Genomic DNA, 13,898 nt, shown 5'->3' on the forward strand with positions numbered 1-13,898 from the left:
TCTTTATGTGTCTCTCTATTTTATTCATTCGCAGGAATAATGCTTGGATGCTTGTCCTTTAACACATAATTTTCACTAGAGGAAACGATAGATTTCTAAGCTTCCCACAAAAAAACACCTTCTCATTCGAGAAGGTGTTTAGGAATTAACCTACAATATTATAACCAGCGTCTACGTGTACGATTTCTCCTGTTACACCGCGTGAAAGATGGCTCAGTAATACAACCGTCATGTCGCCAACTTCTGCTTGCGTTACGTTACGCTTAAGAGGTGCTTTTTCTTCAACATGGTGAAGAATTTGGTTAAAGTCAGAAATGCCTTTCGCTGCAAGCGTACGAATTGGGCCTGCTGAAATCGCATTTACGCGGATATTGTCTTTTCCTAAGTCTAATGCTAAGTATTTTACTGAAGACTCAAGCGCTGCTTTCGCTACGCCCATTACGTTATAGCCTTCAACTGCACGTTCTGCACCAAGATAGCTCATTGCCACAAGAGAACCGCCTTCTGTCATAAGAGGTTTTGCTGCTTTTGCTACCGCGATAAGTGAATAAGCGCTTGTATCTTGAGCAAATGCATATCCGCTTCTTGATGTATTAATAAACTCGCCGTTTAAATCTTCTGAATGAGCAAACGCAACAGAGTGAATCACTCCGTGAACTATGCCTGCTTCTTCTCCGATTTTTTTGAACGCTGCTTCAATGCTTTCGTCGCTGTTTACATCACATTCTGCAATTAATGATGCTTGAATTTCATTTTTTTCTAGCAGCTTGTTTAACTTTCCTAGTGAACGTTCTTTACGGTATGTAAAAATTAAGTTTGCTCCTACTTGATGAAGGGCTTTTGCAACACCCCAAGCAATACTTCTGTCGTTGGCAACTCCCATGATCACAATGTTCTTGTTCTTTAATTGTAATAAATCTTCCATATTATCCTCCAAAAAAAATTAGTCATCAATGATGACTAATAGGTAATTGTATAGCTTTATTATAGCACAAAGATGCGCTTAGTTCCTAAGAGTCTTATGAATTAACCGATTTTGCTATATAAATAATCTTCTACTTATCCGAATCCTGCAGCCATGCTTGCGTTGTTTCAGCAAATTTTTTGGCTGCAGGTGAAAGATGATAACGAGTAGCTAGACCAATTGAACGGTAGCTGTCTACTTGAAACGGAATCGCACGCAGCTCTTGCGGGATCGAATCCAAAAGCATTTCAGGTAAAATGCTAATTCCTAAGTGATGCGTAACCATCGATAAAATAGCACTTTCATCCATTAATTCAAAACGAATGTCAGGCTGAATGCCACGTTCTTCAAACAATTGCTTAATATCATGATAACCGCCGTATGTCGGCATAATAAACGGTTCTTTCTCTAGATCTTCAAAAGAAACGGTTTTCTGATGGTATAGAGCACTTTGATTCGATACGACGCACAGCAGCCGGTCTTTTTTTAAAGAAATAATATGAAATTGACTTGAATGCGTAATGTTGATAAAGCCGCAGTCTATTTCTCCGCTCAGCAGCCACTGTTCAATTTCAAGGTAATCGCCTTCTTTAAGCTGAATTTGAATCTCAGGGTAGTTTTTTTCCATAAGCTGAATAATTTCGGGGAGCCACTTGGTCGATACGCTTTTAAAAATACCGATTTTGATGGTTCCTTTCGCAAGTCCTAAGAGACTGGCTGCTTCTTGATGAACTTTTTCATTTTCTTGGAGCACATTCCGAATAGCAAGAAGCATCGCTTCGCCTTCTGTTGTTAAGGTAATACCTGATCTGTTTCGATTCACAAGCGGAAATCCAAATTCTGTTTCAAGATTTGTAATGGCATGACTGACCGCTGACTGCGTGAGCGCCAGCGCATCTGCCGCTTTTGTAAAGCTTCTCACTTCCGCTACTTTGTTTAAAATTTCATATTTCACTAAGCTCATTTTCTCCCGCCTTAACATGAATTTAATTCATGTTCATCATTATAAAGATTCATTTTATTAATATCAAATTCCTTTGTATACTGTGAGTACATCATAAACAATGGAGGGTTGAACGTGAGTTACCGCACACGAGCAAATATGATGATGGTTGGTGTAAATGTATTTTGGGGCATGTCGTACGTGTTTATGAAAATGGGGCTGAGTTCGCTCGGGTCATTTACTATCATTGCACTTAGATGTTTAATTGCTTTTTTGATTGCCGGACTGTTTTTCTATAAGCCTTTACTACATATCACGCGCAAAATGATTTTATCATCCGCTATTTTAGGCTTTTTACTGTTTTCAGTTTTTTCATTTGTCACGTTTGGCGTCAGCATGACGTCTGCTTCAAATGCCGGATTTCTTGTCAGTTTAACGGTCATTTTTGTTCCATTGCTCAACTGCCTGTTAGTAAAGAAGCTTCCTTCTTGGCCGATTGGGCTCGGTATTATCACTACCCTAACCGGTATAGGTGTTTTAACTTTAAAGCACTCCTTTCATATGAATACTGGTGATGTACTTTGCATTGGAACGGCGCTATGTTATGCCATTCATATTACGCTGACCGGCACGTTTACGAAAAACGAAAATCCAATTGCTCTCGGCATTTTACAGCTAGGTTTTGCTGGATTATTTGCACTGATTTGCAGTTTTTTATTTGAACATCCCAGCATTCCAGCTACTTTATCATCATGGATTGCGATTTTAGGTCTTGGCGTTCTTTGCAGCGCGATTGGATTCATTTGTCAAGCTATTGCGCAGCGCTATACAACTCCTACTCACACAGGACTTATTTTTGCAACAGAGCCTATTTTTGCTGCGCTTTTTGCCGTTCTTTTTTTGCATGAGCTGTTTACGCTTAAAGAACTGATTGGTTCTATTATTGTGGTTGCGGGGATTTTAATTGCTCAGTTAGACAATTTGCTACTAAAAAAAAGAGTTCATTATCAAGAGACATTGCCAAAGTAAAAGCCGCTAGATTCGTTTACCTAGCGGCTTTTGTTATTAAGCTAAAGTATAAGCTTTCTTTTAGCAGTCCCAACACCTATCTCTATTTTTCTTTTAATGGATGCTAGTATTTTTCAAAGTCTATTGAAAAAAGCACGTCTAGGAGAACGACTGTGAAGCTTATTAAACGAATACTTGCAACTATTACTTCATCGATATGCGGCGGTGCAGTTTGCATCGAAATATTTGAATTAAATTCCCTTGGCTATACAAGTATATTAGATTATTTATCGACTTTGCTTATTGGTGTATATCTTACGGCTCCATTCATCATTATAGTAGGCCTCCCTTGTTCAATAGCTATAACAAGCATCATGAAATACATAAATTCACTTAAGATATTAATTGAACTAATTCTATATCTTCTTTTCGGTATCGTTGGAGCACTCGCCGTATTAACTTTATTTTTGCTAAGCGACGGGATATCCGCTTTTAGTCTCTTCCCGCGAATCCTCATTGTAACGTTGAGCTGCTCATTGCCGTTTGGGTTATCATCCATCCTTATAAACAGGCTATATAAAAAGACGATCTAATATGCATAGACCGTCTTTTTTATATGTTTTGCTACAAACACAGCTCTCATATCTATCGTGCATTACAATAACCGATATGATTTTGCACAAAGGCTTAGCTTATACCTTATATGTATAAAACTTTTTATCTACGTTCATCACCGGGAAATTCTCAGGCAGCTTTTCTTTCTCTATATGTTGAAACCCATTTTTCTCATAAAATCGATGAGCAGCTCTGTATTGTAATGTGGTTCCTAAATATATTCTTTCCACTTCTCTCTGTTTTGCCCACGCGATGGCTGTATGCAATAACCGGTGAGCTGTTTTGAAGTTCGCTCCTCTATAAGACTTTGCTACAAACATTTTCCGCAGCGCTACTTGACGGCTGCCAATGTCTATTAAAGCTACGCTTCCTACTACTCTTTCGTTGCAAACAGCAACCCAGAAGTTTCCGTTTCCCTGTTGATAAAAGCTTTCGATTTCAAACAAATCAGGCTGATCTTTTTCCGTTATTGGAACTTGGTATTCTTGCTGCTGAATATGAAGAATTAAATCTACTACTTGCTGTTGATACTTGCTCGTATATGGCTGAATAATGATACTTTCACTCAAAAACTCTACCCCCTCTAATTACTTTACTCCACCTTGCTTTTGACTGTTTTTAATAATGTATAACCTATGTTTATTACAAAACCAATCACCGCACCTACAAGAATTGATATCACACCTACAGCGATAAAATCTCCTTTAGTCGGCTGAAATAAATTCATGGAAAGCAAACCAAACATAAAAAGCATTGGAATAAGATAACTCAGCATCTTTTTCACCTTAGTACCTCTTTCCCTATCTCCATAAATCTTGTAACCATTTTATCGTATATCAACTTCCTATTTATTACAATCTTTCTCTTTTTTCGTATCTTCATTAGGGAAATAAAGAAAAAAGCGCCTGCCTCTCGTTCCTTACTAATTGAGAGACAGACATTTTTTTATAAAACATGACTCGTTGCTTGTAAAAAGAACTGAGATTGTTCATAGTTGTACGTCACTTTTGAAAAGTCAAACGGCTGGCCGTTGGCTAAGTGGAAAAGCGTTTCAATAAATAATTTAGGATCGCCTTCTTTTAATCCTAAGTACGTAGCTTCTTCTTCGTTCAGCTTGCCAACGTGAAGATATAGATCAGAAAACCCGATTTTTAAGCCAAGTCCTTCTTTAATGTAATGAAAAATAGACTGAGAAACAATTTCGTTATTCAAGTACGTAACGATGGATTTATTATAAAACGATTCTTCTAGACAAAGCGTCTGACCGTTGATATACCGTACTCTTTTTACATAATAGACGTCACTATTTTCTTCTATGTTTAAATTTAACGCGGCTTCTTGCGTCGGCTTTCGTACATCTAACTCAATCACTTCCGACGTTAACTGAAAATCTTCAAGTTCACTCGTGAATCCTTGATTGGAAAGCAAGCCAATATAGCCTGTTCGTTTATGACGACGGACAAAAATGCCGCTTCCTCTTACTTGAAAAACCACGCCTTTTTTCTCAAGCAGATCTAAGGCCTTTGTTACCGTACTTTTGCTTGCCTTAAACTGCGCCATCAGCGTTTCTAATACCGGCAGCTTATCTCCTTGCTGAAGCTTATGGTCTTCAATATAGGTTTCAATTTCAATTGCAATTTGTTGGTATTTAATCATAGCTATACCTCTTTACTGAATTTGTCTCAAGAATAACACGATTATACCATAATCTAACTCTATACCATAAACTTTAATTATTCATTAATTATTATTTTATTAGGGTATTGATAAATTGTATCGATACAATTATACTGAAAGCGTATAATCAACAAGGGGGTTGAACATATGGGAGGGAAAATTAGAGATTATCACAAGCTTGCAGCAGACATTTTAGATGCGGTAGGCGGCGAAGAAAATATTGTAAGCGCTACACGCTGTGCCACTAGACTTCGAATTGTGTTAAAGCGCTCGAAGCCAGATGCCAAACGCAAGGTGTCTTCTATGCCTGGTGTCATTACGGTTGTTGAAAACAGCGGACAGTTTCAAGTTGTTATTGGGCAACACGTGGGAGATGTTTATGAAGAGTTTGCTAGTTTAGTAAACTTGGATACCACTGAGGAGCAAACTGAAAACAAAGGTACGATCTTAAACCGTGTGATTGCTACGATGTCCGCTGTGTTTGCACCATTTGTATACATCTTAGCAGCGGCAGGGATTTTACAGGGCTCATTAATACTAATTAATTTGTTTTCGGATAGCTTTGCAAAAACGGGCACCTATCAAGTATTAAGCTTCATTTCATGGGCACCGTTTGTTTTTTTACCGATTTTTATCGCCATCACAGCATCCAAGCATTTTAAAACCAATACCTACATCGCAGTGGCTTGCTGTGCAGCATTAGTTAGTCCAACATGGGCAGAAATGGCGGCGAAAATTTCAGACGGAAGCAGCATTACGTTTTTAGGTCTTCCCTTATCCGAAACGGTCTATACTTCTTCTGTTTTACCGCCTTTATTTTTAGTATGGATCTTGTCTTATCTTGAAAGGTTCCTAAATAAGAGCATTCATGAAGTCGTTAGACCGCTGTTTGTTCCGTTTTTATGTATGGTAATTATGGTTCCAGTAACAATTTTACTTATTGGTCCTGTTACCACGATGGGGGCTAATGGAATCGCTCATAGCTATAACTTTTTAGCTGAGAACGTACCTGCCTTAGCTGGAGCAATCATTGGCGGCTTCTGGCAAATTGTTGTGATCTTTGGAGTACACTGGGGAATTACGCCGATGGTACTTGCAAACTTTGATTTAAACGGCAGAGACTCATTCCAAGCGTATCAAACAATTGCCGTGGTAGCTCAAGTCGGAGCGGTACTTGGGGTTATTTTAAAAGCAAAAAGCCAAGAAGCACGCAAAGTCAGCGTATCAGCCGGGATAACAGGGCTATTTGGTATTACAGAACCGGCCATTTACGGCGTGAACTTACGTTTTAAAAAGCCGTTTATCTTTGGATGCATTTCAGGTGCTATTGGTGCTGTTGTAGCAAGCTTCTTTCACCCTTATTACTTTGCTTACGCAGGACTGCCCGGACCTCTGACCATTGTAAACGGAATCAGTCAAGACTACCCGATGTCAATCTGGGGAATTTTAATTGGATGTGCCATTGCGATTATTCTTCCCGTTGTGCTTATTCAAGTGTTTGGTTACGGAGAAGATGCAGCAAAAGAAGCAGCTGCTGCTCCTTTAAACGAAGTAGCCGTCAGCAATCCCAACGACAATGAAGAAACGATCAGCGCACCGTTTAGCGGAAAAGTCATTCTTCTTTCTAGCGTACCGGACGAAGTATTCAGCTCAGGTGCGATGGGAGAAGGATTAGCGATTGATCCTTCAGATAATAAGCTTTATGCACCTTTTGACGGAACGGTTGTTATGGTAGCACCAACAAAGCACGCCATCGGCCTTCGATCAGAATACGGCGTTGAATTACTTGTTCATATTGGATTAGATACCGTTACGTTAGACGGCAAGCCGTTTACGCTGCATGTAGAAGACGGTGTAAAGTTTAAAAAAGGCGATTTACTGATTGAATTTGATAAAAAATTTATTGAAACACAGGGATTACAAACCATTACGCCGGTTATTATCACCAATTCAAGTGCTTATCGAGAAGTGATTGTTGAAGATATTAAAAATAGCGGGCTGAATCAAACATTATTTACCGTAGTGAAATAAGGAGGAACTAACAATGACAAAGATGCCAAAGAATTTTTTATGGGGCGGCGCATTAGCAGCTCATCAATTTGAAGGTGGATGGAACCAAGGCGGAAAAGGACCGAGCGTAGTAGACGTTATGACTGCAGGTGCACACGGTGTAGCGCGACAAATCACTGAAACAGTGGAAGAAGATAAATTTTATCCAAATCACGAAGCAATTGATTTTTATCACCACTATAAAGAAGATATCGCACTGTTTGCAGAAATGGGCTTAAAATGTTTGCGAACGTCTATTGGCTGGAGCCGTATTTTCCCTAAAGGCGATGAAGCTGAGCCAAACGAAGAAGGACTAAAATTCTACGATGATGTATTTGATGAACTGTTAAAGCATGGAATTGAACCGGTTATTACGCTTTCTCACTTTGAAATGCCCCTGCATTTAGCTCGAGAATACGGCGGATTTAGAAGCCGAAAAACGGTGGACTGCTTTGTGAAGTTCGCTGAAGTTTGTTTCGACCGCTATAAAGACAAAGTCACGTACTGGATGACGTTTAATGAAATTAACAACAAAATGGACGTACACAACCCTCTATTCTTATGGACGAACTCCGGCGTTTCTGTAAAGCCGGGTGAAAATGCAAAAGAAGTGATGTATCAAGCAGGACATCATGAACTGCTTGCAAGCGCTCTTGCCGTATCAAAAGGAAAAGAAATTAATCCGAATTTCCAAATCGGAGCGATGGTTTCACATGTGCCAATCTATCCGTATTCTTCAAATCCTGAAGATGTGATGTTAGCAGAAGAAACAATGAGACAGCGCTACTTCTTCCCTGACGTTCAAGTTCGCGGCTATTACCCAAGTTATGCGTTAAAAGAATTCGAACGAGAAGGCTATCATATTCCGTTTGAAGAAGGCGACGAAGAAATTTTACGAAACGGAAAAGTTGATTATTTAGGCTTCAGCTATTACATGTCCACAACGGTTAAAAGCGACGTTGAAGCTGATAACACGGGCGATATCGTAAACGGCGGATTGCCAAACGGCGTAGCAAATCCTTATATCAAATCAAGCGATTGGGGCTGGTCAATTGATCCAACGGGCTTGCGCTATACGTTAAACCGCTTCTACGACCGCTATCAAATTCCGCTGTTCATCGTAGAAAACGGATTTGGTGCCATTGATACGGTTGAAGAAGACGGATCCATTCATGACGCATCACGAATTGAATATTTAAAATCGCACATCGAAGCGTTAGAAAAAGCTGTAACGTACGATGGTGTTGATTTAATGGGCTATACGCCATGGGGAATTATTGATATTGTTTCCTTTACAACAGGCGAAATGAAAAAGCGATACGGCATGATTTATGTCGACCGTGACAACGAAGGAAACGGATCAATGAAGCGCTACAAAAAAGATTCCTTTAACTGGTACAAACATGTGATTGAAACAAACGGTGAAGAACTATAAGAAATCAGAAAAGCGGGGTTCCTGCGTGAAAACACAGGAATCCCGCTTTTTTAAAACATGTAAAAATAAAGACAAATACGTTATCTCGGTTTATCTACTAGCTGTGTTTGCGCAATTTCCGTTTGCTTAATTCCCGCTCGTTGAATTTCATCAGCAAACGATTCATGTTTCAGCGTTTTGATTACCTTTTCGCTTCCATCCCGAAGAGTATACACTCTAAATTCATACATACTCTACCCTCTCCTTTATGCTATGATTGATGCGATACATTAGATGCGCTCCTGTAAAAGCAACTCATAATAGAGGTAACTTTTTTCTCTTCTTTACTTTACCCACTTTTTAGGAAACTAGACAAAGAGATTTAATCCGACGTGATAAAAGCCTTTGCAGCAAGCAAAGGCTTTTATCGATGGAATGTTAGTATTCAAAGATGGTTCCTTTTTTAAATTTTGAATGTTTAAAAGCAAATTTCGTTAAAAGAATATACGCAACTCCTGCAACTACCACTCCTATAATCCAGCCTAAATCGACTTCGATAAACGCAGCACCTGCGCCGATGAGCATCGCAAGCATGGCGCATGGATTGTAGCCGGAAAACGGCCCTTTTTCTTGATACAATTCTTCTACGTTTACTCTTTGTTTTCGTAAAATATAGTAATCAACCAGTAAAATAGAAACAATTGGACCTAAAAAAGCAGAGTAAATCAAAATGAACAAACCAAGACCTGCAGCTGATGAATCTTGAACAAGCACCCAAGGGAACGAGCAAAAGGCAAGCAGTCCAGTAATGGTAACCGCCAGTTTATAATTTGCTTTTGTCAGCAGCGTAATCACATACGTAGGCGGAATAATATTTGCCACCATATTTACGGCAATAACGCCAATCACAATAAAAGCCGATACAGCAACGGTAATATATGAATTATCCACTACAACCGCGAACGCTTTAACTGGATTGGAAATACCCGTAGCAGAAGCAAGCATTGCCCCGATTGTAAGAACGAATCCGTAGGCTACTAGAATTGGTGTAAAGTATAAGAACCCACGCTTTGTGTCGCTAATTCCTGGCTTCAGTTCTCTAGAGTAATCGGCTGCGCTTAGAAAAATCGCTGCATAATTCCCCATGAACATCATAATGAAAGAAAAGAACGGAAGTCCCCATGAACCTTTTGTATCTACCCACTTCTCCCCTACTACCTCACTATGAGAAGTTAAAAGAACGCCAAATACATAAACAAGGCCAAGCAATATGATGATTGAAGCAAGCATCTCTACCCATTTAACCGCGTGGAAGCTGTACAGAGAAAGCACGATTTGCAGCAGCTGAATGATAATAAAGCAAAGAACAAGATTATCAAAAGACCCTTTAGTCACAATTTTCCCGATTTCGTTTAAAGCGGTACCGCCTGTCCAGCTTTGGAAACCATACCAAATGATAGCTGGAATACCTCGTAAAAGAGACGATATGACGGATCCTTTTATTCCAAAAGACATTCGAAGCTGCATCACATACGGTATGCCCGTCTTATAGCCAATTCGATCGTTTAACACAAAAAAAGTAGAAATAATACCAATGGCAATAATCGCTGCCACAAACGTTTGAAAAAGATTTAATACCGCAGTACCTGCTACTACTATGCTTGCGCCAAGCGTCATATTTCCTAAATTAACGCCGTCTCCAATCCACATAAACATATAGGACATCGGAGTTAGCTTTCGATCACTTTCCGCTTTTGGCTTTAGTGACGGATCAAGGCCTGCATCTTGATGAGAATGCACCTCTTCTATAACGGAACTTGTTGCATTTGTAGACACTATACACTCAACTCCTTTTTTATGATGTTTCCACTCTTATTACTAACATTTAATGTGAGTTAACTTAACATGTACATAGTGTATACGAATTTCAACGCAAGTTCATTATTATTTATGTGAATTTTCTGATATTATTTTGTGCGATTTGACTAATTTTTGACCTCAGCTCGCAACATATAGAAGTTGATGATAATAAAAAATCCAAGCGCTTATAATAAACGCTTGGATGAGTGATGAGCTAGTATTTATTTTTCACAGGCAATGTAGTCTTTATCTCGATCTAGCTTTGTATTGGCATCATACAGTGATTTTGACACATACGGTTTGTACTTTGTTTTGCCGCCTTTATTTGTTACATTAGCCGCACGAGCTACGCCGCCTTTGTAGTCTTTGTTTAATTCCGTACAGTTTTTGTAAGATTTAGCTGCCGCATCTACGTTTGAAACTGTGCTAAAAGATACGCTCGTTAATAAACCGAAAGATAGAACAATTGGAAAAATCTTTTTCAAAAGAGATACTTCCTTCCTATATTTTTTCTAATTAATAATAGAATGTTCTATCGATCTTTTCAATTTTTTTTTACATTTAAACTACTATTATCCAATTTTATTTACGAGTAACTTTAAGAGTCTTCACCGCTTGTTTAGCCGCTTCTGCAATTAGTTTATCATTATACTCTGCATCTTTTTCCGTACGATTGGAGAGGATCGCAAGAACAATTGGATCTCCTTTTGGCGGCCAAAGGATAGCAATATCATTTCGCGTCGCGTATGAGCCTGCGCCTGTCTTATCGGCTACTTCCCAGCTTTTCGGCACGCCCGCTCGTATTAACGCATCCCCTGTTGTGTTTCGCTTCATCAAATCTGTTAAAAGTGCACGTTTGTCTTCAGGAAGTGCCTGTCCAAGTACATATTTTTGAAGACTTGCAGCGAGTGCTCTTGGTGTACTTGTATCGTGGGTTTCTCCTGGATTCACTTCATTTAAATCCGGTTCAAAGCGCTCAGGCAGCGTCACATCGTCTCCTATGTTTTCTAAAGCTTCTTTAAATCCATCCGGTCCGCCCAGCTGCTGCAGAATTAAGTTCCCTGCCGTATTGTCGCTGTAGCGAAGCGATGCATCTGCGAGTTCTCGAAGAGTCATGCCTGTATCTACGTGTTTTTCTGTAATTGGATTGTAGTTTACAAGGTCATCGCGCGTATAAAAGATTCGTTCGTTGAGATCTTCAATTGACTTCTGCTGTAAAAGTGCACCGACAGCGAGAGCCTTATGAGTAGACGCATAAGCAAAACGCTCGTCCGGGTGATACGTTACCGTTTTATTGGTGCCTGTATCTAATGCAAAAACGCCAAGATTCGCATCATATTTTTCTTCAAGCTTAGCAAACTCTCGATCACTCTTTGTTTCTTGTCTTTGACATTTTACCGTTTCAGCATGTACCTCGCTGCTTGAAAAGCCTACAACCGCCGCGCACGAAAGAGCGAATACAGGCAGCATTTTTTGGAGCTTTGAAGCGCGAAACATCTTTTTCCATGTCTTCATTACCCTTCAACACCTTTCAAAAAAAGTATTTAGTATGTATTCTCTTAGGTAGAGATTACCAACAATGCTATTTTATCAATTGTTTACTCTCACAAACATGATAGTTTTATCACATTTATATAATAAAAGTGTCTCACACTGAAGATGAGCAGTATAAAAACCGTAAGTACTTTAAAAAATAGGCGGCGTAACGGAAAATAAAATAACGGCTTTCTCTTCAAACGTATTCTCCCATTTATGATTCAGATGCGAAGGAATTTTGACACTATCTCCTTTTTCTAACACGTATACTTCCTCGTCCAAATACACTTTAATTTTCCCTTCTAAGACGTATGCCACTTCCTCTCCTTTATGTGCTAAAGGAGTTTCTGATGAAGCCATCATCGGCGGTACTTCCATAATGGCCGTAGCTAGATTCCCTGTGAAATCGGGCGATAGCAGCGAATACGTTAGCTCTTTTACCTTCATTGTTTTACGCTCATTCGACCTTACGACTAAATGAGATGTATTTATTTCTTCGAGCAAAAAGCTGAAGGTAGGCACATCGAGGCTTTTTGCTAAAAGTTTAAGCGTTGAAATGGACGGGTTAGCTAATCCCCGTTCAATTTGACTTAACATAGATGGCGTGATGTCCGCTAATTTTGCTAAGTCTCGACTGCTTAGCCCCTTTTCTTTTCGAAATTTCTCTACTTTTTTTCCAATATCTATGTTTTCCATGATGATTCCTCCGTAAAAGATGTTTAATTACATTTAATTTTATTAAGTTAAACTTAATAAACGACGTTACTTATGTTAAATTATATTTAATAAATAAATTACAATTTAATACTATCACAGTAAGGAGGAAGAAAAAAATGAATGACATCTTGACCTTTTTGGTTCTTACATTATTTGTGATTATGAGTCCTGGTATTGATACTGCTCTTATTACCAAACGAACGATGGCAGATGGACAAACGGGCGGCTATAAAATGGCATTAGGCTTAGCGAGCGGTTCTTTAGTTCACACACTCGCCGCTACGTTTGGTTTATCAGCTCTTCTTCTTCAGTCAGCTCTTGCATTTGAAATCGTAAAATACGCAGGAGCCGTCTATTTAATGTACTTAGGAATTTCTGCTTTCCTTTCTAAAAAAAGCGATACAGGTTCTTCTGCAAAAGAAGAAAAAACAAAAGAAACATCTGCTTTTCGTCAAGGTCTGGTCTCAAACGTCCTTAATCCAAAAGTGGCGGTATTTTTCTTAACTTTTTTACCTCAATTTGTTCAAAATGATCAAAACGTAACTCTTCAATTACTTCTGATGGGAATAACGTATACGATCCTCGCTATCACGTGGTTTTTCGTATTCGTCTTTTTTATTAACTATTTACGAAAATGGCTTACAACACCTAGCGTGCAGCGCTTTATGGACAAAGCAACGGGCGTGGTGTTAATTGGATTTGGATTAAAGCTGGCTTTTGAAAAACATAAATAACAAAAAAGCTATCTGTTTCAGATAGCTTTTTTGTTATTTATGCACTTCAGGTTCATAGAGATAGACTTTAAGGTCAAGCTTTCCATCCGAAGAAACGATTATTCCTTCCGCTTCGAGTGAATGTTTTTGAACAAGGTGCATTTCTTCGTCTTTAAATCCAATTTCTCCTTTGGAGTTGATAACTCGGTGCCAAGGGAGTTTATATTTCTTACTCATCGAGTGCAATACTCGTACAACTTGCCTTGCACCTCGCGGACTACCAGCCAGGCGGGCGATTTGTCCGTATGTCATTACTTTCCCGGATGGTATTTGTTTAATAAGTGCTACTGCTCGTTCTGTAAAACTCAAGTCGCTCCTCCTTTCGTTTCTTCTTTAGTACAA

The 13,898-nt window shown here is 39.1% G+C and carries 16 protein-coding genes; 5 read left to right on the forward strand and 11 right to left on the reverse strand.

Going from position 1 to position 13,898, the window contains the following annotated elements; translation table 11 throughout:
- Positions 1–145: 145 nt before the first annotated feature.
- Both fabI and BG04_RS01705 read right to left on the reverse strand, forming a co-directional pair.
- Positions 146–925: an enoyl-ACP reductase FabI gene (gene fabI, locus BG04_RS01700; protein WP_016764955.1), complete on the reverse strand. Its 780-nt coding sequence runs from the start codon at positions 923–925 to the stop codon at positions 146–148.
- 130 nt (positions 926–1,055) lie between these two features.
- Positions 1,056–1,928 (reverse strand): LysR family transcriptional regulator, encoded by an 873-nt coding sequence (locus tag BG04_RS01705; protein WP_034650318.1) that lies wholly within the window; start codon positions 1,926–1,928, stop codon positions 1,056–1,058.
- Positions 1,929–2,042: 114 nt separating this feature from the next.
- On the opposite strand from BG04_RS01705, the gene BG04_RS01710 reads away from it, so the two are divergent.
- Together BG04_RS01710 and BG04_RS30215 are read left to right on the forward strand one after the other, a co-directional pair.
- Entirely contained in the window at positions 2,043–2,936 is an 894-nt protein-coding gene (locus BG04_RS01710) for a DMT family transporter (protein WP_034650314.1), read from the forward strand.
- A 152-nt stretch (positions 2,937–3,088) separates the two neighbouring features.
- Positions 3,089–3,508 carry a hypothetical protein gene (locus BG04_RS30215; protein ID WP_061784542.1) on the forward strand — a complete coding sequence of 140 codons (420 nt, stop codon included), beginning with the start codon at positions 3,089–3,091 and terminating at the stop codon, positions 3,506–3,508.
- Between the two features lie 99 nt (positions 3,509–3,607).
- Here BG04_RS30215 and BG04_RS01720 read toward each other — a convergent pair whose 3' ends face one another.
- From BG04_RS01720 to BG04_RS01730, 3 genes are all read right to left on the reverse strand, one after another.
- Positions 3,608–4,099 carry a GNAT family N-acetyltransferase gene (locus tag BG04_RS01720; protein WP_034650309.1) on the reverse strand — a complete coding sequence of 164 codons (492 nt, stop codon included), beginning with the start codon at positions 4,097–4,099 and terminating at the stop codon, positions 3,608–3,610.
- A 23-nt stretch (positions 4,100–4,122) separates the two neighbouring features.
- Positions 4,123–4,305: a hypothetical protein gene (locus BG04_RS01725; RefSeq protein ID WP_047932239.1), complete on the reverse strand. Its 183-nt coding sequence runs from the start codon at positions 4,303–4,305 to the stop codon at positions 4,123–4,125.
- A 170-nt stretch (positions 4,306–4,475) separates the two neighbouring features.
- Positions 4,476–5,186, reverse strand: a complete 711-nt coding sequence (locus tag BG04_RS01730) for a GntR family transcriptional regulator (RefSeq protein ID WP_034650302.1) — start codon at positions 5,184–5,186, stop codon at positions 4,476–4,478.
- Positions 5,187–5,354: 168 nt separating this feature from the next.
- On the opposite strand from BG04_RS01730, the gene BG04_RS01735 reads away from it, so the two are divergent.
- The gene (locus BG04_RS01735; RefSeq protein WP_034650299.1) at positions 5,355–7,238 is read left to right on the forward strand and encodes a beta-glucoside-specific PTS transporter subunit IIABC; all 1,884 of its coding nucleotides are present in this window, start codon (positions 5,355–5,357) and stop codon (positions 7,236–7,238) included.
- Between the two features lie 13 nt (positions 7,239–7,251).
- Entirely contained in the window at positions 7,252–8,691 is a 1,440-nt protein-coding gene (gene bglA / locus BG04_RS01740; RefSeq protein ID WP_034650297.1) for a 6-phospho-beta-glucosidase BglA, read from the forward strand.
- An 80-nt stretch (positions 8,692–8,771) separates the two neighbouring features.
- On the opposite strand, the gene BG04_RS30815 is transcribed toward bglA, so the two are convergent.
- The 5 genes from BG04_RS30815 to BG04_RS01760 all read right to left on the reverse strand — a co-directional run bounded on the left by BG04_RS30815 (position 8,772) and on the right by BG04_RS01760 (position 12,762).
- Entirely contained in the window at positions 8,772–8,921 is a 150-nt protein-coding gene (locus tag BG04_RS30815; RefSeq protein ID WP_013058052.1) for a hypothetical protein, read from the reverse strand.
- 187 nt (positions 8,922–9,108) lie between these two features.
- Positions 9,109–10,506: an NCS1 family transporter gene (locus BG04_RS01745; RefSeq protein WP_034650293.1), complete on the reverse strand. Its 1,398-nt coding sequence runs from the start codon at positions 10,504–10,506 to the stop codon at positions 9,109–9,111.
- Between the two features lie 245 nt (positions 10,507–10,751).
- On the reverse strand, positions 10,752–11,015 hold the full coding sequence (locus BG04_RS01750; protein WP_013058054.1) for an excalibur calcium-binding domain-containing protein: 264 nt from the start codon (positions 11,013–11,015) through the stop codon (positions 10,752–10,754).
- 97 nt (positions 11,016–11,112) lie between these two features.
- Complete coding sequence (gene bla / locus BG04_RS01755; RefSeq protein ID WP_034650289.1) at positions 11,113–12,045, reverse strand: class A beta-lactamase; 933 nt, start codon at positions 12,043–12,045, stop codon at positions 11,113–11,115.
- 171 nt (positions 12,046–12,216) lie between these two features.
- The gene (locus tag BG04_RS01760; RefSeq protein WP_034650286.1) at positions 12,217–12,762 is read right to left on the reverse strand and encodes a cupin domain-containing protein; all 546 of its coding nucleotides are present in this window, start codon (positions 12,760–12,762) and stop codon (positions 12,217–12,219) included.
- Positions 12,763–12,899: 137 nt separating this feature from the next.
- Here BG04_RS01760 and BG04_RS01765 point away from each other — a divergent pair, with 137 nt between their 5' ends.
- Complete coding sequence (locus BG04_RS01765; RefSeq protein WP_034650283.1) at positions 12,900–13,517, forward strand: LysE family translocator; 618 nt, start codon at positions 12,900–12,902, stop codon at positions 13,515–13,517.
- Positions 13,518–13,550: 33 nt separating this feature from the next.
- On the opposite strand, the gene BG04_RS01770 is transcribed toward BG04_RS01765, so the two are convergent.
- On the reverse strand, positions 13,551–13,865 hold the full coding sequence (locus BG04_RS01770; protein WP_034650282.1) for an MGMT family protein: 315 nt from the start codon (positions 13,863–13,865) through the stop codon (positions 13,551–13,553).
- Positions 13,866–13,898: the final 33 nt, after the last annotated feature.

This window comes from Priestia megaterium NBRC 15308 = ATCC 14581 (assembly GCF_000832985.1).
Classification (GTDB): Bacteria; Bacillota; Bacilli; order Bacillales; family Bacillaceae_H; genus Priestia; species Priestia megaterium.

Bases quoted from the DNA above. Each gene is read 5' to 3' on its own strand.
- BG04_RS30815 (WP_013058052.1), bottom strand. From the start codon at position 8,921: ATGTATGAATTTAGAGTGTATACTCTTCGGGATGGAAGCGAAAAGGTA.
- BG04_RS01765 (WP_034650283.1), top strand. From the start codon at position 12,900: ATGAATGACATCTTGACCTTTTTGGTTCTTACATTATTTGTGATTATG.
- BG04_RS01735 (WP_034650299.1), top strand. From the start codon at position 5,355: ATGGGAGGGAAAATTAGAGATTATCACAAGCTTGCAGCAGACATTTTA.
- BG04_RS01730 (WP_034650302.1), bottom strand. From the start codon at position 5,186: ATGATTAAATACCAACAAATTGCAATTGAAATTGAAACCTATATTGAA.
- BG04_RS01705 (WP_034650318.1), bottom strand. From the start codon at position 1,928: ATGAGCTTAGTGAAATATGAAATTTTAAACAAAGTAGCGGAAGTGAGA.
- BG04_RS01760 (WP_034650286.1), bottom strand. From the start codon at position 12,762: ATGGAAAACATAGATATTGGAAAAAAAGTAGAGAAATTTCGAAAAGAA.
- bglA (WP_034650297.1), top strand. From the start codon at position 7,252: ATGACAAAGATGCCAAAGAATTTTTTATGGGGCGGCGCATTAGCAGCT.
- BG04_RS01725 (WP_047932239.1), bottom strand. From the start codon at position 4,305: ATGCTGAGTTATCTTATTCCAATGCTTTTTATGTTTGGTTTGCTTTCC.
- fabI (WP_016764955.1), bottom strand. From the start codon at position 925: ATGGAAGATTTATTACAATTAAAGAACAAGAACATTGTGATCATGGGA.
- bla (WP_034650289.1), bottom strand. From the start codon at position 12,045: ATGAAGACATGGAAAAAGATGTTTCGCGCTTCAAAGCTCCAAAAAATG.